Here is an 18,650-nt window from a genome sequence, read left to right as displayed (position 1 = left end):
AGAGACAAGAAGATGGCATTGACCCGCGAACAGATGGCTCAGCGCGTGGCGCGCGAGCTGCAGGACGGCTTCTACGTGAACCTGGGCATCGGCATCCCCACCCTGGTCGCCAACTATGTGCCCGAGGGCATGGAAGTGATGCTGCAATCGGAGAACGGCCTGCTCGGCATGGGCGCGTTCCCCACCGAAGACACGGTCGACGCCGACATGATCAACGCCGGCAAGCAGACCGTGACCGCCGTGAAGGGCGCGTCGATTTTCTCCTCTGCCGAATCTTTCGCGATGATCCGTGGCGGTCACGTCGACCTCACCGTGCTCGGTGCCTTCGAGGTGGACGTGCAGGGCAACATCGCCTCCTGGATGATCCCCGGCAAGCTGGTGAAGGGTATGGGCGGCGCCATGGACCTGGTGGCCGGCGCGGACAACATCATCGTGACCATGACCCACGCCTCCAAGGACGGCGAGTCCAAGCTGCTGGAGCGCTGCTCGCTGCCGCTGACCGGCGCCGGCTGCATCCGCAAGGTACTGACCGACCTGGCCTACCTGGAAATCGAGAACGGTGCCTTCATCCTGCGCGAGACCGCGCCGGGAGTGACTGTCGAAGAGATCGCCGAGAAGACCGCCGGCCGCCTCATCGTGCCGGACGATGTGAAGGAAATGACCTTCTGATCCCCTGTGTAGGAGCGGGCCATGCCCGCGATTCGCGCGCATGGCGCGCTCCTACAGGTAAAGCCAGCTTCGGAGTTCCCAGATGCAAGACGTAGTTATTGTCGCCGCCACCCGCACCGCCATCGGCGCCTTCCAGGGCAGCCTGGCGAACATTCCCGCCCATGAACTGGGCAGCCTGGTCATCCGCTCGCTGCTCGAACGCAGCGGCGTGAAGCCTGATCAGATCGACGAAGTCATCCTCGGCCAGGTGCTCACCGCCGGCGCCGGGCAGAACCCCGCGCGGCAGGCCGCCATAGGCGCCGGCCTGCCGGTTGAAGTGCCCTCGATGACCATCAACAAACTTTGTGGCTCGGGCCTGAAGGCGCTGTTCCTCGGCGTCCAGGCGATCCGTTGCGGCGACGCCGACGCCATCATTGCCGGCGGCCAGGAGAGCATGAGCCTCGCGCCCTACGTGCTGCCCAAGGCCCGTACCGGCCTGCGCATGGGCCACGCCGAGCTGCAGGACACCCTGCTGCGCGACGGCCTGATCGACGCCTTCAACGACTACCACATGGGCATCACCGCCGAGAACCTGGCCGAAAAGTTCGGTATCAGCCGCGAGGCGCAGGACGCCTTTGCCGCGCAGTCCCAGCTCAAAGCCGCCTCGGCCATCGAGGCCGGCCGCTTCAAGGACGAGATCACCCCGGTGCTGATTCCCCAGCGCAAGGGCGAGCCGCTGTCCTTCGACACCGATGAGCAACCGCGCGCCGGCACTACCGCCGAATCCCTGGGCAAGCTCAAGCCTGCCTTCAAGAAGGACGGTACCGTCACCGCCGGCAACGCCTCCACCCTCAACGATGGCGCCGCCGCCGTTCTGCTGATGAGCGCCGAGCGCGCACGCAGTCTGAACCTCCCGGTTCTGGCGCGCATCCAAGCCTATGCGAGCAGCGGCGTCGACCCTTCGATCATGGGCATCGCCCCGGTAACCGCGACCCGCAGTTGCCTGGAAAAGGCCGGCTGGAGCCTCGACGACGTCGAGCTGATCGAGGCCAACGAAGCCTTCGCCGCGCAGGCTCTGTCGGTCGGCAAGGAGCTGGGCTGGAACGCCGAGAAGGTCAACGTCAATGGCGGCGCAGTCGCCCTTGGCCACCCGATCGGCGCCTCGGGCGCCCGTGTGCTGGTGACGCTGCTCCACGAAATGCTCCGCCGCGACGCGAAGAAGGGTCTGGCGACCCTGTGCATCGGCGGTGGTCAGGGCGTCGCCATGGCACTCGTGCGCGACTGAGGTCATCCGACCAACGATTGATTGGCGAGCGCCGGGCGGCATGTATCCATGTCGTACCGGTAGGCAGGATGGTGGGTGGGCACACCGACAGACGAACATCCTGCCGCGGTTTTCGGCGTCCCCCGGCGCCGGCAAACCCTTGCGTCACCGCTCGGCCCCACGCAGGCCGGGCGGTTTTTCATTCCAGGACGGGTATTGCCACAAGCCCCGTTCGACGATGAGCCATTACAAGAACAACGAGGTAGACCATTATGAATTCCCACGCCCAAACCTCCGGCACAGCCGTTCAGGACAGCCGCTCGGCGCGCTTCGCCATGGCCTGTTCCAACTGGGCCGAGCGCTGGTTCCCCGACTCCTGGGTCTTCGCCGCGCTCGCGGTGCTGATCGTCAGCGTGGCCGCACTGGCCATCGGCGCACCGGCCACCGAAACCGCCAAGGCCTTCGGTGACGGCTTCTGGAGCCTGATCCCCTTCACCATGCAGATGGCCTTCGTGGTGATCGGCGGCTACGTGGTCGCCAGCTCCGGCCCGGCGTCCAAACTCATCGACCTGTTCGCCCGCGTGCCGAAGAACGGCCGCTCGGCAGTCGCCTGGGTCGCGGTCATTTCCATGGTCGCTTCGCTGCTCAACTGGGGCCTGTCCCTGGTGTTCGGCGGCCTGCTGGTGCGCGCCCTGGCGCGTCGCGAAGACCTGAAGATGGACTACCGCGCCGCCGGCGCTGCCGCCTACCTGGGCCTGGGCGCCGTGTGGGCGCTGGGTCTGTCGTCCTCCGCCGCGCAGCTGCAGGCCAACCCGGCGAGCCTGCCGCCGTCGATCCTGGCGATCACCGGCGTCATTCCGTTCACCGAGACCATCTTCCTCTGGCAGTCCGGCGTGATGCTGCTGGCCCTGGTGCTGGTGTCGCTGGTCATCGCCTACATGACCGCACCCGGCGCGGCCAGCGCCCGTGACGCCAAGGCCTGCGGCGTGGACGTCAGCTTCACTCCGCCGAGTGCGCCGAAGGCGACCCGGCCGGGCGAATGGCTGGAGCACAGCCCGCTGCTGATCCTGATGCTGGTAGCCCTGGCCGCCGGCTGGCTGGTCCATGAATTCAGCACGAAGCCGGCGATCACCGCGATCTCCGGGCTGAACACCTACAACCTGCTGTTCCTCATGGTTGGCGCGCTGCTGCACTGGCGTCCGCGCAACTTCCTCGATGCCGTGGCCCGCGCGGTGCCGACCACTACCGGGGTACTGATCCAGTTCCCGCTGTACGGTTCCATCGCGGCGATCCTGACCACTGTGAAGGGCGGCGACGGCTCCACCATCGCCCACCACATCTCCACCTTCTTCGTGCAGATCGCTTCCCACGACACCTATGCGCTGCTGATGGGTGTGTACTCGGCGGTGCTGGGCTTCTTCATCCCGTCCGGCGGTGGCAAGTGGATCATCGAGGCGCCCTATGTGATGCAGGTAGCCAACGAGCTGCAGTACCACCTGGGCTGGGCGGTGCAGATCTACAACGCCGCCGAAGCGCTGCCGAACCTGATCAACCCGTTCTACATGCTGCCGCTGCTCGGCGTGCTGGGCCTGAAAGCCCGCGACCTGATCGGCTTCAGCTTCGTCCAGCTGCTCGTCCACGTGCCCCTGGTGCTGTTCCTGCTCTGGGCACTGGGCACCACCCTGCAGTACCTGCCGCCGGTCCAGCCGTAACCACGCATTCGGCCCCGAGGGCAAAAAGCCCGGATGTCTCGCGACATCCGGGCTTTTTTCTTCGGGAAGCGATCAGCCCCGGCTGACTTCCACGGCGCCGAGCGCACGCACGTCCAGGTGCTCGCCGCTGAGCTGCGCGGCGTCCTGGTCGAACACTTCGCGCAGCCAGTCGCTGACCGCCTGGAAGCGACCGATGCGGCCGGCGTCGCGGTGAGCGAGCAGCCAGATTTCCCGCACCACCACCGCGCCGGAGAGGCGCACCAGGCCTTCGCGCTCGCCGAGGAAGCACGGCAGCAACGCCATGCCAAGGCCGCTTTCGCAGGCGTGGATCAGCGTGGTCACGCTGCTCGCGCGCAGGGCGAAGTTGGCATCCGGGACGAAGCGCCGCAGCCAGCACATCTCCGGGGTGTCATCGAGGTCTTCGCCGTAGCCCAGCCAGGGCTGCTGCGGCCATTGTTCTGGCGGCACCTGGGCGAAGGGCGTGGCGGCGTAGATGGCGAAACCGATGTCGGCGACCTTGCGCATCACCAGCGCGGCGTCCTCGGCCGGGCGCGCCAGGCGCAGGGCGAAGTCGGCCTCGCGGCGGGTGAAGGAGAGTGCGCGGTTCGCCGGGATCAGTTGCAGTTGCAGGTTGGGGTAGGTGCGCGCCAGTTGCGGCATGTGCTGCACCAGCCAGTGGCTGAACAGGAAGTCCACCGCGGTGATGCGCACCGAACCGCTGATGGCGCTGGCTTCGTTGCGTGTTTCCAGCAGCATGCTCTGCACGTCACCGAGGATGCGTTCGGCATAGCCGAGGAAGGCCGTGCCGGCATCAGTGGCCTTGTAGCCCGCGTTGTCGCGGATGAACAGGCGGGTCTGCAGTGCGCTTTCCGCCGCCACCAGGCGCCGGCTCATGGTCGAGGGGTCGACACCTAGCGCGCGCCCGGCGGCGCTCATGCTGCCGTGGCGGGCGAGGGCGAGGAGGATCGGGATGTCGTTCCAGTCGAAGTTCATGGCGATCTCCTCATGTGCCTCAGAACTGCACGTCGGCGGCAGGGAGGACCCGTGCGCGCTTGCCGAAGCTGCTGATGCTGCCCAGTACCGCGTTGTGGTGTGCAGTGATCTGCGCGGCGCTGAGCACGGCATTGTCGACGGTGGAGTGGGCATCGCCCACCAGCGTCACCGCGTAGCCCTGGGCCAGGGCACGGCGGGTGGTGGTGTCGACGCAGTAGTCGCTCTGCAGGCCGCAGATCACCAGGTGATCGATGCCGCGCGATTGCAGCAGCTCGGCGAGGTCGGTGCGCAGGAAGGAGTCCGGGGTGGTCTTGCGCACCTGGAGGTCCGCAGGGGCGGTGAGCAGTCGCGATTCCAGCTGCCAGCCGGCGCTGCCATACTGCAGGTCATCGTCCTCGTGCTGCACCAGCAACACCGGCACGCCGGCCCCACGCGCCGCTCGACTCAGACCATTGATGCGCTGCAGCACATTGTCGATGTCGAAACAGGCGCAGTCGCCGGTACACAGGTCGGACTGGACGTCGATGATCAGCAGGGCGGTGCTCATGGCGAGCGTATTCCTTTCAAGAGAATGGCGAAGGTCGAGTGGAGTCGGGAATGGTAGCCCGCCTGTTGGCGTGGGCCAATGCCGGCAAGCGATTGCTGCCAAAGCCGTATTTCCCTTTGCCGCGCCTTCGGCGATGGTGACGGCCATCAACCGGACCGGATGCCGATGAACAGCCTTCCCGTCAAGACCCTGACCCTCGCCAACGGCCTGCGCGCCACCGTCATCCAGGCTCCCGGCGCCAGCCGCGCCGCCGCGCTGTTGCGGATCGCCCGTGGCAGCCACGACGAGCCGGAAGCCTTCCCCGGCCTCGCGCACTTCATCGAGCACCTGCTGTTTCTCTGTGGCGAGCGCTTCGTCGAGGGCGAGCGCCTGATGCCCTGGGTGCAGGCCCGTGGCGGGCGGCTCAATGCCAGCACCCGCGCCCGGCAGACGGACTACTTCTTCGAGGTACCGGCCGCCGATCTGGGGGACGGGTTGGCGCGGCTGGTGGACATGCTGGCGCGGCCGCTGCTGGACGAAGCCGTGCAGGTCGCCGAACGCGAAGTGCTGGAAGCTGAATTCCTCGCCCGCGGCCGCGATCCCGATACCCTGATCGACGCCGCCCTGGCGCTGGCGGTGGCGCCGCAGCACCCGTTGGGGCGCTTCGTGGCCGGTCGCCGCGACAGCCTCAAGGTGGAAAACGCCGAGTTCCAGAAGGCGCTGCGTGACTTCATCCGCTCCTGTCAGGTGGGCGGGGCGCTGGAACTCTGGCTGCAGGGCCCGCAATCGCTGGAGGAGCTGGCGGCATTGGTCGAGCGCGAAGCCGCTGTATTCCCGTCCGGCGCGCTGGTCGAATCCGCCAGTGCCGAGTCCCTCCTGCCACTGGCCGGTCAGGAGCTGAAGCTGCGCCTGCCCGGTGCGCCACGACTGGTGCTGACGTTTGCCCTGGAGAGCGTGGCGGGTGAGGGGGGTGCGTTGCTGGAGCAGTTGCAGGGCTGGCTGGCCGACGAGGCGCCCGGATCGCTGCTGGCCTGCCTGGGACAGAACGGACTGGCCGACAGCGCCCGTGCGCGCCTGAGTCGTTTCGCCGGCGGCCAGGCGTTGCTGCGTTTCGATTTCGAACTCGCCGACGCCGCCACCGCCGATCTCGTCGAATCGGCCTTCCTCTCCTGGCTGGAGGCGCTGCGCAAATTGCCGGCGGATATCCTCGCCGCCGCTCCTGTCGATGAGCCCGCCGGCGCCCTGGAACAGCTGCAGCGCCGCGCGGGGAGCGCCAATCCCTCGGCATGGCTCGGCCAACTGGTAACACCGCGGATGATCCGCCTGCTGACCTGCGAGTCGGTGATCGGCGGATCGCTGACCTCGGCCGGCTTCACCCTCGATATCGCCCGCAGTCCGCAGCGCAGTGTCGAACCGCTGCGGGGCGAGCCGTGGTCCTTCTCGCCGCCGCAAGCGGCCGCGCAAGCGGAGCCTGCCGCCCTATACCTGCGCTGGCGCTTCCCGCAGCCGCCAAGCCGGCCGGCATTCCTTTGCGCCCGCCAGGCGCTGCGTCCGCTGGCTGGCGCAGCGCGGCACGAGGGCGCCAGCCTGCGGCTGGAGGCCATGGAAAGTGACTGGACACTGATGCTGTCGGGGGCGAAGAACCACCTTGCCGAGCTGGCAGAGTGCGCGATCCACGCGCTTCAGCATCCCGCTGCGGCTGTGCTGGGGCAGGGGGCGCGCCTGCACGCTGCCGAACGCCGTCGCCGCGAAGGGGAAATGCCGATCCGCCAGTTGCTCGATCTGCTGCCACAGACCCTGGCCGGAGACAGCGAAGCTTCGCCGGACTGGTCCGCCGCCCATTGGGATGACCTGACCCGCGGCATCGAGCTGCCGGACACCCTGGCCGGCTACTCGACCACCAGCGCACTGCCGCCGCGCAGCGGCCCGGCCGGTCGGCATCGCCAGGTGCTGGAGCTGCCGGGCGAGGCGGCGCTGTTGCTGTTCTGCCCGCTGGCGTCGCGCTCGGCGGCGGACGAAGCCGCGTGGCGCTTGCTGGCCCGGGTGCTGGAGCCAGCCTTCTTCCACTGGCTGCGCGGCGAGCGGCAACTGGCCTATGCGCTGTACTGCGGTTTCCGCCAGGTGGGCATGCGCCGCGGCATCCTCTTTGCCGTGCAGTCGCCGCTGCTGTCGGCGGTGGAGCTGCAGGCCGAGGTCGACAGCTTCCTCTACCGCCAGGGCGAAGCCCTGCTGCGGATCGATCCGCAGCGTGTCGACAGCCTGCGTGCTCCGCTGGCCGCCGAACTGGCGCGCGCGCCGGGCGACTTCAGCGAGCGCCTGCAGCAGGACTGGAGCGACCAGTTGGCCGGTGTCGGGCCGTCGCACCGCGAGGCCATGGTCCAGGCGCTCGGCAACCTCTGCGCCACCGAGCTGCGCGCCGCGCATTCAGCGCTCAGCTCCGCCCAGGGCGGTCACTGGCTGCTGCTCAGCCACGCCTGATCCTCCTGCTTTCGATCCGGGGTGCCGTCCGCAAGGCGGTGCCGCGCCCGACTTTTGCCTTACGTCCGGTGGGCTGGTCCAAGGTAGCTGGCCGGCGGTCGCGACTACCCGCGACCATCGCCGCGCGCCCGAGGTAGCGGTGGTCGCAGAGCCTTGCGCAGTGCTCCCGCAAGACGCCTGCAAGGCCCGTGGAACCGGCGCCAAAGCAGCGTATGGCAAGGCCGCGCGCGTTTCGATAATCGCCTCCGACACGACTGAGCCGCAGTCGATCCCCCACCCGGAGAGCGCCATGAACAAGAACAAGATCGCCGTCCGCCGCCAGCTGCTGCCGCTGGCATTGTCCACCCTGGCCCTGTCTTCAGTGTCGAGCGGGGCCAGCGCCGACATCATGCTGTACGACAAGGACGACACGACCTTTTCCACCGACGGCTACTTCAACGCCTTCTATGTGAACAGCGACGTCGACCGCAACGGCGAAACCTACGACCGCCGCCAGTCGCGGGTGAAGATGGGCTTCCTGCCCAACTACATCGGCTTCAACTTCGGCAAGAAGATCGACGGCCTGACCCTCACCGGGCGTTCTTCGTTCTGGGTGACTATCAACGACAGCGAGCAGGACGGCACCGACACTGCCATCGATGTCCGCCAGTTCTACGGCAATGTCGCCGGCGACTGGGGCGAGGTGCTGATCGGCAAGGACTTCGGCCTGTTCTCGCGTTCCAACATCTTCCTCGACGAACTGCTCGCCGGCTTCGGCAACGCCAGCGATACCCTCGGTCTGGTGGATGGCAAGGGCGTGTCCTTCGGCAACATCGGCACCGGCTACCCGTACCCGTTCCCGACCTCGCAGATCACCTACCGCAACAACAACCTGGTGGAAGGCTTGCACATCGCGGTGGGCATCATGGACCCGATCGACACCAACCAGATCGACAAGGACGCCAGCGACGGCCTCGACGACAAGGCCTACCAGGACAATCCGCGCTACGAGAGCGAGATCAGCTATCAGTTCGACGTCGGCGGGGCGAAGATCTACAGCTGGGTCAACGGCGCCTACCAGACCTCGAAGAACACCAATGACGAAGTCGACAGCGTGACCTCGAAGGGCCTGGGCTATGGCATCCAGGCGAAGATGGGCGGCTTCTCGCTCACGGGGTCGGGCTTTACCGCCAAGGGCATCAACCCGTTCTTCACCAACAACGCGGGTGAAGCCGCGCTGCGTGAAGTGGACAGCCGCGGCGTGCTGTTGCAGGGCTCCTACAGCTGGGGCAAGAACCGTGTGGCGCTGTCCACCGGCGAGACCCGCGACGACGGCAACGGCCTGGGCAGCGCGGCGGATTACTCCACCCAGGGCATCGCCTACTTCCGCACCATCAACGACAACCTGAAGCTGGTGGCCGAGTACAACGTCTACGAGATCGACGGCCGCAAGGGCTCCACCGTCAGCGAAGACACCGACACCTTCGCGGTGGGCGCCGTCCTCAACTGGTAATCCCCCAACTCCTTTGGCTCCATTTCGGCGGGTCGGCACTGCGTGTCGCCCGCCTTTTTTCTTGCTCTCAAGGAAGGTTCGTGATGATCGGAATGTGGAGCGCGCACGCGCAGAGTTACTTGCTGGTTCTGTCCGTTGCCACGACCCTGGTGTTCGCCTTGCCCATCTTCCTGGTGCCGCTGTTGTGGGCGCGGGTGATGCAGTGGCAGTTACCGGAGCACACCGATCTGGCGGTGTATTTCGGGCGTTGCCTGGGGGCGTTCATTCTTATCGTCGAAGGGCTGATGCTGCGTGCCGCGCTGACCGGGGAGGCGCTGGTGACTACCTTCGAGGTTCTGGCGGCGGTGGCGGGGTTAATGCTGGTGGTGCACGTCTATGGCGCGGTGCGCAGGATTCAGCCGTGGACGGAGACGCTGGAGACGGGCTTCTATGCCGGAATGCTGCTGTTGACGCTGCTGTTCTGGCCGACTGCCTGACGCCCTACGAACTGACGGCATCAACCTGTAGGGGCGCCCCACGGGCGCGGTCGCGGGCATGGCCCGCTCCTACAAATATCCCGCTACTTTCGGATAGCCCCGCCACGACCCAAGTAGCATGGGGCGCGCTCCGGCTGCTTCGTAGAATGCCAACGTCGATATCCTGACTGGGCGTACGCCATGCACGAAACACAAGGAGTCGTTCGCGGCATGTCCAGCGCCCGCGACGTCGAGGCGGTTGCCCAGGACCTGGCGCGCCAGCTGATCCACCCCAACCTCGGCTTCGTGCTGTTCTTCTGTTCTGCCGAATACGACCTGCCGGCGCTGGCCGCCGCGCTGGAGCAGTACTTCGGCGGCATCGACCTGGCCGGCTGCACCACCGCCGGGGAGATCACCCCGCAGGGCTATGGCCGTGGCTGCGTCACCGCCGTGGGCTTCGATTTGCGCAGCTTCGCCATCTCCTGCGCGCTGGTGGACGAGATGGAGCGCTTCAGCCTGATCGACGCGCAGCAGATGGTCGAGTCGCTGGTGGCGGACTGCCGCAGCGCCGGGTTGGCGCCGATCAAGGACCACAGCTTCGCCCTGACCCTGCTTGACGGCCTGTCCAGCCGTGAGGAAGTGGTGCTGGCTGCGCTCAGTGCTGCGCTGGGCGCCATTCCGCATTTCGGCGGCTCGGCCGGCGACGACAACCACCTGACCCACACCCACGTCTATTACCAGGGCCAGTTCCACACCGGCGCGGCGGTGGTGGTGCTGTTCAACACCTGGCTGGACTTCGAGGTGTTCACCACCCACCACGTGCTGCCCAGCGAAGAGAAGCTGGTGGTCACCCGCGCCGACAGCGACAGCCGCCGCGTGCTGGAGCTCAACGCCGAGCCGGCCGCACTGGAATTCGCCCGGCTGGTCGGGGTGCCGCTGGAGCAGCTGGATTTCTCGCTGTTCCCGGCGCATCCGCTGGCGGTGCGGGTACGCGAGCAGTACTACGTGCGATCGATCCAGCAGGTCAACGACGACCTCAGCCTGACCTTCTACTGCGCGGTGGAGAACGGCATCGTCCTCACCGCCATGAGCACCGGCCCGCTGCTGCCGGGGCTGCAGGCGCAGTTCCAGCGTCTGCATGAGCGCCTCGGCCCGCCGCTGCTGACCATCGGCTGCGACTGTTTCCTGCGCCGGCTGGAGCTGGAGGTGGCCGGCGATACCGAGCCCACCGCCGAGTTTCTGCGCAGCCAGCAGGTGATCGGCTTCAACACCTACGGGGAACAATTCAATGGCATGCATATCAACCAGACCTTCACCGGTGTCGCCATTGGCCGTCCTCGGGGCAACGCCGGACGCTGAGCTGCGCGCGCGCATCGCCGAGCTGGAGCGCGACAACCACAAGCTGCAGCGGATCAATGGGGCACTGATCGAGCGCGTCGAATCGGCCACCTCGCGCGGCGACAATGCCTATGGCGCCTTCCAGCACTCGGTCGTGCTGGCCGAGCAGGTGCGAGAGCGCACCGATGCGCTGAGCGAGGCGATGGTCGAGCTGAAGTCCAGCAACCAGCTGCTCAGCGACGCCCGCCTGCGCGCCGAGACTGCGCACCAGTACCTGCTCGATGCCATCGAGAGCATCTCCGATGCTTTCGTGCTGTTCGATCCGCAGCAGCGCATCGTCCTCTACAACGAAAGGTTCCGGGCCTTCTGGGCGCAGACCCGCGCCCGCGTTGGCGCGGGAACGCGGCTCGCCGAGGTGCGCCGGCTGGCGCAGAGCAGCGGGCTGATCGTCGAGGAGCAACGCAGCAGCGATGACGAGCACACCCTTTATCGCCTGCGCAACGACCGCTGGGTGCGGGTCACCGAGCGACCGACCCGCGACGGCGGGCTGGTGGTGCTCTACAGCGATATCACCGAGATCAAGCAGAACGAGATGGCCCGCCGCGAACAGGCGGTGGCGCAGAAGTCGCATTTGCTGCAACGCGCCGTCGACAACCTGTCCCAGGGCGTGGCCATGGTCGGCGCCGATGGCGCACTGGAGTTGTGGAACCGGCGCTTCCTGGAGCTTTGCGGGCTGGCGCCGATCGAGGCGCACCGGCCCTTCGCCGAGGTCATGGCCGACAGCGAGCTGCCGCTGCTGACGCCGCGCAGCCGGCCGCGCAAGGGCGAGGTGGAAGGGGTGATCGAGCAGCGCCTGTTCGACGGACGCATGCTGGAAATCCGCACCCACGCGCTGCCCACCGGGGGGTTCGTCAACACCTTCACCGACATCACCGAGCGTTACCGCCACGCCGAGGCGCTGCGTGAAAGCGAACGCTGGATTCGCCTGATCACCGACCAGGTCCCGGCGCTGATCGCCTACCTCACCGCCGATCTGGATTACGACTTCACCAACAAGGTCTACGAGGAATGGTACCGCTGGCCCAGCGGCTCGATGCTCGGGCGCAACCTGCGCGAGGTGCACAGCGCCGAGCATTGCCAGCGCCTGGAACCGTACTTCGAGCGCGCACTGTCGGGCGAGAGCGTCACCTTCGAGATCGCCGAGACCAACCTCGCCGGGCAGGAGCGCTACATGCAGCGCTCCTACGTGCCCAACCGCCAGGCCGACGGCACCGTGACTGGCCTGTTCGTGCTGATCCGCGACATCACCGAGCGCCGCCGCACCGCCGAGGCGCTGCACCAGGCCTACCAGAACCTGGAGCAGCGGGTACGCGAACGCACGGCTGAGCTGACCAGCCTGAATGACCAGCTCAAGCGCGAGATCGACGAGCGCAGCCAGGTCGAAGGACGCCTGCGAGAAGCCAAGCGTGAGGCGGAGCAAGCGAACCTGTCGAAGACCAAGTTCCTCGCCGCCGTCAGCCACGACCTGCTGCAACCGCTGAACGCCGCGCGGCTGTTCACCAGTGCGCTGCAGGAGCGCAGCAGCGAAGTGCTGGTGCGCAACATCAGCCAGTCGCTGGAGGACGTGGAGACGCTGCTCGGCACCCTGGTGGACATCTCCAAGCTGGATGCCGGGGTGATCAAGCCGGATATCGCCTCATTCGATGTCAGCGAGCTGCTCGGCAACCTCGCCGCCGAGTACCGCCAGGTGGCCGCCAGCGAAGGCCTGGCGCTGGACTTCGTACCCTGTGGCGCGCAGGTGCGCAGCGATATCCAGCTGCTGGCGCGAATCCTGCGCAACCTGCTGACCAATGCCATCCGCTACACGCCTGCGGGTCGCGTGCTGCTGGGCTGCCGGCGGCGCCGGCACAGCCTGTGGATCGAGGTCTGGGACACCGGCGTGGGCATCGCTGCCGACAAGCTCGGCGAGATATTCCAGGAGTTCAAGCGCGGCGATGTACAGCGTTTCCACCAGGACCGCGGGCTGGGTCTGGGCCTGGCCATCGTCGAGAAGATCGCGCGCATGCTTGGCCATCGTATCCAGGTGGAGTCGGTGCCGGGCAAGGGCTCGCGCTTCGCCATCGAAATCCCGCTGGCGCGCCGTGTGGCCCGTAGCGCGCCGGAACCCGAGCGCACCACCGACGACCTGGTGGAGCGCCTGCGCGGCTCCCGCGTGTGGGTGCTGGATAACGATGCCTCGATCTGCGCCGGCATGCGCACGCTGCTGGAAACCTGGGGCTGCCGGGTGGTGACGGCGCTGTCGGAGGAGGACCTGGCGCGGCAGGTGGACAACTTCCACGCCGAGTCGGACCTGCTGATCGTCGATTACCACCTCGACGATGGGGTGAACGGGGTCGACGCGGTGGCCTCGATCAACGCACGCCGCGGCACGCCGCTGCCGGCGCTGATGATCACCGCCAACTACAGCAACGAGCTGAAACAGCAGGTCCGCGAGCTGGGGCACACGCTGATGCACAAGCCGGTGCGGCCGATGAAGCTGAAGACGGCGCTGTGCCATTTGATCGATAGCTCCCACTGAACAGGCCTCGCGGGTTGTTTCGCATCGAGCCCATCACCCCGCGTTCAGGATGAACTCTGCGCAGGATGGGTGGAGCCCAGGCGATACCCATGCTGCAACCGCGCCGGATCGATGGGTATCGCTGCGCTCCACACCATCCTACTGGTGCGCTCCCGGATGCCTCAGTAGGGTGGAAAACGTTCGACGTTATCCGCCGTTTGGCCGTGGTTTCATCGTGTTCCGGTATCAAGCTGGGCGCGCGGCGAGCAGAGATGAAGCAGCGTACAACCGCGAACGGTTGTACGCCCTGCGGATCAGGCGCGCTGGGCGACGGGGGCGCGTACCTTGGCCAGCAGGATCAGGGCGATCCCGCCCAGCACCGCCAGCGACACCAGCGCCAGCCGCAGGCTGATCGCCTCGCCCAGCAGCGCGGCGCCGGAGAGTGCCGCGAGAATCGGCACGCTCAGTTGCACCGAAGCGCCCTGGATGGCCGACAGCCCCGGCAGCGCGCTGTACCAGATGGCATAGCCGATCCCCGAGGCCACCGCGCCGGACAGCACGGCGTAAACGACGCCCAGCGTGTCCACCCGCAGATCGGCGTGGAAGAACACCGCCAGCACCGCCGCAAAGCTAATGGCGCGCACGAAGTTGCCCGTCGTGATCGCCAGCGGATCGCTGCCCTTGCGCCCGAGCAGCGAGTACAGCCCCCAGGCCACGCCGGACAGCAACATCAGCAGCGCACCCGCCAGCGGCGGCGCGCTGGCGCTGGGCAGCAACTGGGCCAGCAGGCCGCCCAGGGCCAGCAGGAAACCCGCCAGCGCCTGTCCGCGCAGGCTTTCGCCGCGCAGCAGGCCGACCAGGATCATGGTCACCTGAACCGCCCCGAACAGCAGCAGCGCGCCGGTGCCGGCATCCAGTTGCACATAGGCGTAGGAGAAAGCCGCGGCGTAGACGAACAGCGCCGCCGCCGCGCGCCAGTTGCCGCCGTCGCTGGCGGCGCGATGGCGCAGTTTCAGCAGCAGAGCAAGCATCAGCGCGCCCGAGAAGATGCGGATGCCGGTGAAGCTCACCGCGTCGATGCTGGTGGCCTTGAGGGCCAGGCGGCAGAGGATGGAGTTGCCGGCGAAGGCGATCATCGCCAGGCCGGTGAGGCTCAGGGTGCGGGTGGAGGGCATCGAGTCGTTCCCGGTAGCGGTCGCAACGGCACGTTATGAATCAGCGGCGCCTCGTTTCAGCGACGCAGGTAGGCGGCGAAGTCGATATCGCCCGCGCAGAGGATGGCCTGCACGCGGTTGTGTACCTTCAGCTTGCGCAGGATGGCGGAGACGTGGGCCTTCACCGTGGTTTCGGCGATCTCCAGGTTGTAGGCGATCTGCTTGTTGGATTCGCCCTTGGTCATCCGCTCCAGCACCAGCAGCTGCTTGCGGGTCAGCGCCTGCAGCAGTTCCGGCGGAATGCTGTGGTCTTCCTGGCCGCTGCGGCGCGGCGAGGATTTCTGCGTGCGGATGATGTCCGACGGCAGGTAGACGTTGCCGTTGAGAATCTGCTCGATGGCCTCGGTCATCTGTACGCGCGGCGACGACTTGGTGATGAAGCCCACGGCGCCGTAGGTGATGGCCTGCAGCACGACCTGCTTGTCCTGCTCGGCGGAGACGATCACCACCGGGATGGTCGGCGCCTCGTTGCGCAGGCTCATGAGGCCGTTGAGGCCATGCATGCCGGGCATGTTCAGGTCGAGCAGGATCAGGTCGAGATCGTCGTGTTCCTGGGTCAGGCCCAGGGCGCTGTCGAGGTCGGCGGTTTCCATTACTTCGCTGCCGGGGAAGCCGTCGGCGATGACGTTGTGGATGGCTTCGCGGAACAGCGGGTGATCGTCGGCGATCAGGATCTTGTACATGGCCTGCACCTCGTTGTTGTCGTTATGGGCGGTGATCGCAAGTTACTTCAGGGGTTGCGGTTGCGCATCCTGCAGGGGCAGTCCTGCCTGTTCCCAGGCATCGATTCCATCACGGTACCAGTAGAGGCTGGCATAGCCCAGCGCATGTGCGCGGCGGATGGCATTCCAGCTCATCCAGCAGTCGGAACGGCAGTAGAACACCAGCGGGCGCCTGGCATCGCCGTCGGTGAGGCGGGCGAGATTCTGCTCCAGGTAGGCTTGCCACTGCGGTTCCAGGGTGCCGGTGCCGACGTTGGCCAGCCACAGGCTGCCGGGCAGGTTGCGGTGCTTTTCGTCATCGACGAACTGGCCGTTGAGGAAGGTACGGCGGTAGACGTCCACCAGCCGGGTCTGCGGCTCGCGCTTGAGCAGCGTCTGCAGGGCAGGGGTGTCGAGGGTGGTGGCGTGGTCGGCGGAGGGCGGAGTCGGGCTGCGGTACTGGGCCTGTCGGTAGCCGTCGGCGGAAAACAGCGGCGCGTCCTCAGCCTGCGCGGTCGGCAGCGCGAGGGTCAGGCTGAGCAGGCACGCGGCGAGGCCGCCGCTCATGTGGCCGGGCAGGGCAGGAGCAAGGCGAGGCATGGCGGTATCTCTGTCCGTTCTTCTTGTACTGGCCATTAGATGCCGGCGCTGCAGCTTTGGAAATTCGACGTCCGGAGGGGCGAACCGGTACCAAAGTAGTAGGTTTCACCCCTTGCGCAGGGCAGCGTGCTGCGGGTTGAAGGTCAGCACAGCAAGCCCGGCGAAGAGCAGCGTCAGCCCCAGGCAGACGCCCGCCGCCAGCAGGTTGAAGCGCTCGTAGAGGGCAAAGCGCACCAGCTCCACCGCGTGGCTGAACGGGTTCAGCGCGCACAGCCAGTACAGCCACTGGCTGGCCTCGCGCATCTTCCACAGCGGGTATAGCGCGGAGGAGAGGAAGAACAGCGGGAAGATGACGAAATTCATCACCCCGGCGAAGTTCTCCAGCTGGCGGATGCCGTTGGACAGCAGCAAGCCCAGCGCGCCCAGCAGCAGGGCTGCCAGCAGCAACGCCGGTAGCGCCGCCACCAGCCCCATGGGCGGCGGCTGTACGCCATACAGCCAGGCGATCAGCAGGAAGGCATAGACCTGCAGCAATGACACCAGCGCGGTGGCCAGCAGCTTGCTTGCGAGCAGGAACGCGCGCGGCAGCGGGCTGGTCAGCAGCACGCGCATGCTGCCCATCTCGCGGTCGTAGACCATCGACAGCGAGCCTTGCATGCCGTTGAACAGCAGGATCATGCAGCACAGCCCCGGAACGATGTAGGTCTCGTAGGTGACGTAGGTGTCGTACGGCTCGATGATCGAGATGCCCAGCGCGGCGCGGAAACCGGCGGCGAACACCAGCAGCCAGAGCAGCGGCCGCACCAGCGCGCTGAGGAAGCGCGAGCGCTGCAGGACGAAACGCAGCCATTCGCGCATGACGATGCCGCACAGGCACTGCCAGTAGGCGGCGGGGCCGAAGCGCGGGTTTTCCAGGGCGCTCATGCGCAGGCCTCCAGGCGGGTCAGGCGGTCGAAGGTGCGCTCCAGGTTGCCGGCGTCGGGGGCGCAGATATCCCGCGCCTCGCCCCGGGCGACCAGGCGGCCGCGGTCGAGCACCAACAGCGCATCCTCGTCGCGCACTTCATCCAGCAGGTGGGTGGTCCAGAGCACCGCCAGACCGTCCTCGCGGCACAGCCGGCGCACATGGTTGTTGAGCGCCTGGCGTGCTGCCGGGTCGAGGCCGACGCTGGCTTCGTCGAGCAGCAGCAGGCGCGGGCGATGCAGCAGGGCGCGGGCGATCTCCACCCGGCGGCGGTGCCCGCCATTGAGCGCACGGACCTTGTCGCGGCGGCGCTCCTGCAACTGCTGGCGGGCCAGTTCGGCGTCGATCCGCTCGTTCGCCACGCTGCGAGGCAGGCCGTGCAGGGCGGCGTGGTAGCGCAGGTTCTGCTCCACGCTCAGGTCCAGGTCCAGGGTGCTCTGCTGGAACACCACGCCCAGCTCCCGCAGGGCCAGGCGCGGCTGGCGGCGCAGGCTGCAGCCGAGCACGTCGATCTCGCCCTGCTGCAGGTCGTAGAGGCGGGTGAGCAGGGCGACTAGGGTGGACTTGCCGGCGCCGTTGGGGCCGAGCAGGGCGGTGAAGCGCCCGGCGGGCAGCTCGAACTCCAGGCCGTCGAGGGCAAGGCGCGGACCGTAGGAGAAGCCGAGGTCCCGGACCGCCAGCGCATTCATGGCAGGTGCACTCATACTGGCTGCGTTCATGGCGTCACCACCACGCCCCACGGGTAGCGGCCGACCTTGATCGATTTGGTGACCTTGCGCGAGGCGACATCGATCACCGACACGTCGCCGCTGACGCCATTGGTGGCGAGCAGGGTCTTCTCGTCCGGGGTGAACGCGAGGTGCCAGACACGGCGGCCCACCAGCAGGTAGTCGAGTACCTCGAAAGTCTTCGCATCCACTACCGCCACATGGTTGGCCGGGCCGAGGGCGACGAAGGCCAGCTTGCCGTCGCTGGTCAGTTGCACGCCTACCGGCTGCACCTTGTCGGGGTGTACTCCCTGGATGGCGAAGCGCAGGGTCTTGAGAATCTTGCGGCTGGCGGTGTCGACCACGCTGACGGTGCCACCGATTTCCGCCGAGACCCAGACCTGCGAGCCGTCGTGGGTGAACTCGGCGTGGCGCGGGCGCTGGTCCACCAGGGTGCTGTCCACCAGCTTCTGGGTCGAAGTGTCGATCCAATGCAGCATGTTGGTGGTTTCGCTGGTGTTGACCGCCCACTGGCCGTCCGGGCTCACCGCCATGCCCTCGGGCTCGACGCCGACGTCGATCTGCCCGAGCACCTGGGCGGTCTGGGTGTCGACCACCGTGACCAGTGCATCGTCCTCGTTGGAGACGTACAGCCAGCGGTCATTGGGGTGCAGGGCGAACTGCTCGGGGTCGGCGCCCGAGGGCAGCTGCCTGATGATCTTGCGGGTGGCGAGATCGAGCACCTGCACGGTGTCCGAGTCACTCGCGCAGATGTACAGCAGCTTGTTGTCGTGGGACAGCGCCAACCCGCGTGGGCGCTTGCCGGTGTCGATGGTGCCGGTGACGCTCATGCTGTCCAGGTCAATGACGCTCAGGTTGTTGTCCTTCTCGTTGGACACGTAGGCGGTGGCGGCGAAGGCCGGCGGCACCAGTCCGAGGGCGAAGCTCAGGCAGGAGAGGGCAAGCAGGCGGGGCATGGGCGGGGTCCTCATGGGAGTTCTT

16 protein-coding genes are annotated in these 18,650 nt (G+C 67.1%); 8 read left to right on the top strand and 8 right to left on the bottom strand.

All coding sequences use genetic code 11. The features are described 5' to 3' along the window. Nucleotides 1–12: 12 nt before the first annotated feature. The 3 genes from IB255_RS18885 to IB255_RS18875 all read left to right on the top strand — a co-directional run bounded on the left by IB255_RS18885 (nt 13) and on the right by IB255_RS18875 (nt 3,624). Nucleotides 13–669: a CoA transferase subunit B gene (locus IB255_RS18885; protein ID WP_081519810.1), complete on the top strand. Its 657-nt coding sequence runs from the start codon at nt 13–15 to the stop codon at nt 667–669. A gap of 82 nt (nt 670–751) precedes the next feature. Beyond that, entirely contained in the window at nt 752–1,933 is a 1,182-nt protein-coding gene (locus IB255_RS18880; protein ID WP_081519811.1) for an acetyl-CoA C-acetyltransferase, read from the top strand. A gap of 251 nt (nt 1,934–2,184) precedes the next feature. Continuing rightward, nucleotides 2,185–3,624 (top strand): short-chain fatty acid transporter, encoded by a 1,440-nt coding sequence (locus tag IB255_RS18875; RefSeq protein ID WP_192210678.1) that lies wholly within the window; start codon nt 2,185–2,187, stop codon nt 3,622–3,624. Between the two features lie 72 nt (nt 3,625–3,696). Here IB255_RS18875 and IB255_RS18870 read toward each other — a convergent pair whose 3' ends face one another. Beyond that, nucleotides 3,697–4,617, bottom strand: a complete 921-nt coding sequence (locus tag IB255_RS18870) for a LysR family transcriptional regulator (protein WP_151187027.1) — start codon at nt 4,615–4,617, stop codon at nt 3,697–3,699. Nucleotides 4,618–4,636: 19 nt separating this feature from the next. Further along, nucleotides 4,637–5,164, bottom strand: coding sequence for a cysteine hydrolase family protein (locus IB255_RS18865; protein WP_192210677.1), 528 nt, complete (start codon nt 5,162–5,164; stop codon nt 4,637–4,639). 165 nt (nt 5,165–5,329) lie between these two features. On the opposite strand from IB255_RS18865, the gene pqqF reads away from it, so the two are divergent. The 5 genes from pqqF (at nt 5,330) to nahK (ending at nt 13,484) form a co-directional block, all read left to right on the top strand. Further along, nucleotides 5,330–7,621, top strand: coding sequence for a pyrroloquinoline quinone biosynthesis protein PqqF (gene pqqF, locus IB255_RS18860; protein WP_192210676.1), 2,292 nt, complete (start codon nt 5,330–5,332; stop codon nt 7,619–7,621). Between the two features lie 289 nt (nt 7,622–7,910). Continuing rightward, entirely contained in the window at nt 7,911–9,113 is a 1,203-nt protein-coding gene (locus IB255_RS18855) for a porin (protein ID WP_081519815.1), read from the top strand. A gap of 83 nt (nt 9,114–9,196) precedes the next feature. Further along, a complete protein-coding gene (locus IB255_RS18850) occupies nt 9,197–9,589 on the top strand; it encodes a hypothetical protein (protein ID WP_192210675.1) in 393 nt (130 codons plus the stop codon). Nucleotides 9,590–9,769: 180 nt separating this feature from the next. Beyond that, nucleotides 9,770–10,927 (top strand): nitric oxide-sensing protein NosP, encoded by a 1,158-nt coding sequence (gene nosP / locus IB255_RS18845; protein ID WP_081519817.1) that lies wholly within the window; start codon nt 9,770–9,772, stop codon nt 10,925–10,927. Further along, nucleotides 10,857–13,484 (top strand): hybrid sensor histidine kinase/response regulator NahK/ErcS', encoded by a 2,628-nt coding sequence (nahK, locus tag IB255_RS18840; protein WP_192210674.1) that lies wholly within the window; start codon nt 10,857–10,859, stop codon nt 13,482–13,484. Before nosP ends, nahK begins: the two co-directional genes overlap by 71 nt. A gap of 293 nt (nt 13,485–13,777) precedes the next feature. Here the strand turns inward: nahK and IB255_RS18835 are convergent, their stop codons facing one another. The 6 genes from IB255_RS18835 to IB255_RS18810 form a co-directional block, all read right to left on the bottom strand. Continuing rightward, nucleotides 13,778–14,638, bottom strand: coding sequence for a DMT family transporter (locus IB255_RS18835; protein ID WP_081519819.1), 861 nt, complete (start codon nt 14,636–14,638; stop codon nt 13,778–13,780). A gap of 56 nt (nt 14,639–14,694) precedes the next feature. Then, the gene (gene agmR, locus IB255_RS18830; protein ID WP_024764454.1) at nt 14,695–15,360 is read right to left on the bottom strand and encodes a response regulator AgmR; all 666 of its coding nucleotides are present in this window, start codon (nt 15,358–15,360) and stop codon (nt 14,695–14,697) included. A 42-nt stretch (nt 15,361–15,402) separates the two neighbouring features. Then, a complete protein-coding gene (locus tag IB255_RS18825; protein WP_192382399.1) occupies nt 15,403–15,978 on the bottom strand; it encodes a PQQ-dependent catabolism-associated CXXCW motif protein in 576 nt (191 codons plus the stop codon). Nucleotides 15,979–16,083: 105 nt separating this feature from the next. Beyond that, the gene (locus tag IB255_RS18820) at nt 16,084–16,902 is read right to left on the bottom strand and encodes an ABC transporter permease (protein ID WP_081519821.1); all 819 of its coding nucleotides are present in this window, start codon (nt 16,900–16,902) and stop codon (nt 16,084–16,086) included. After that, nucleotides 16,899–17,630, bottom strand: coding sequence for an ABC transporter ATP-binding protein (locus IB255_RS18815; RefSeq protein ID WP_192210801.1), 732 nt, complete (start codon nt 17,628–17,630; stop codon nt 16,899–16,901). Before IB255_RS18815 ends, IB255_RS18820 begins: the two co-directional genes overlap by 4 nt. Nucleotides 17,631–17,656: 26 nt before the next feature. Then, nucleotides 17,657–18,640 (bottom strand): YVTN family beta-propeller repeat protein, encoded by a 984-nt coding sequence (locus tag IB255_RS18810; protein WP_192210673.1) that lies wholly within the window; start codon nt 18,638–18,640, stop codon nt 17,657–17,659. Between the last annotated feature and the right edge of the window lie 10 nt (nt 18,641–18,650).

This window comes from Pseudomonas sp. PDM22, assembly GCF_014851965.1.
Taxonomy (GTDB): domain Bacteria; phylum Pseudomonadota; class Gammaproteobacteria; order Pseudomonadales; family Pseudomonadaceae; genus Pseudomonas.
Note: the sequence above shows the minus strand (reverse complement) of the source record. Positions and strands in the feature narration are given on the sequence as shown.

Coding starts and splice junctions, on each gene's coding strand:
- IB255_RS18850 (WP_192210675.1), top strand. CDS start 9,197: ATGATCGGAATGTGGAGCGCGCACGCGCAGAGTTACTTGCTGGTTCTG.
- IB255_RS18875 (WP_192210678.1), top strand. CDS start 2,185: ATGAATTCCCACGCCCAAACCTCCGGCACAGCCGTTCAGGACAGCCGC.
- IB255_RS18835 (WP_081519819.1), bottom strand. CDS start 14,638: ATGCCCTCCACCCGCACCCTGAGCCTCACCGGCCTGGCGATGATCGCC.
- nahK (WP_192210674.1), top strand. CDS start 10,857: ATGGCATGCATATCAACCAGACCTTCACCGGTGTCGCCATTGGCCGTC.
- IB255_RS18810 (WP_192210673.1), bottom strand. CDS start 18,640: ATGAGGACCCCGCCCATGCCCCGCCTGCTTGCCCTCTCCTGCCTGAGC.
- IB255_RS18880 (WP_081519811.1), top strand. CDS start 752: ATGCAAGACGTAGTTATTGTCGCCGCCACCCGCACCGCCATCGGCGCC.
- IB255_RS18820 (WP_081519821.1), bottom strand. CDS start 16,902: ATGAGCGCCCTGGAAAACCCGCGCTTCGGCCCCGCCGCCTACTGGCAG.
- IB255_RS18855 (WP_081519815.1), top strand. CDS start 7,911: ATGAACAAGAACAAGATCGCCGTCCGCCGCCAGCTGCTGCCGCTGGCA.
- IB255_RS18815 (WP_192210801.1), bottom strand. CDS start 17,630: ATGAATGCGCTGGCGGTCCGGGACCTCGGCTTCTCCTACGGTCCGCGC.
- IB255_RS18865 (WP_192210677.1), bottom strand. CDS start 5,164: ATGAGCACCGCCCTGCTGATCATCGACGTCCAGTCCGACCTGTGTACC.
- agmR (WP_024764454.1), bottom strand. CDS start 15,360: ATGTACAAGATCCTGATCGCCGACGATCACCCGCTGTTCCGCGAAGCC.
- IB255_RS18825 (WP_192382399.1), bottom strand. CDS start 15,978: ATGCCTCGCCTTGCTCCTGCCCTGCCCGGCCACATGAGCGGCGGCCTC.
- IB255_RS18870 (WP_151187027.1), bottom strand. CDS start 4,617: ATGAACTTCGACTGGAACGACATCCCGATCCTCCTCGCCCTCGCCCGC.
- pqqF (WP_192210676.1), top strand. CDS start 5,330: ATGAACAGCCTTCCCGTCAAGACCCTGACCCTCGCCAACGGCCTGCGC.
- IB255_RS18885 (WP_081519810.1), top strand. CDS start 13: ATGGCATTGACCCGCGAACAGATGGCTCAGCGCGTGGCGCGCGAGCTG.
- nosP (WP_081519817.1), top strand. CDS start 9,770: ATGCACGAAACACAAGGAGTCGTTCGCGGCATGTCCAGCGCCCGCGAC.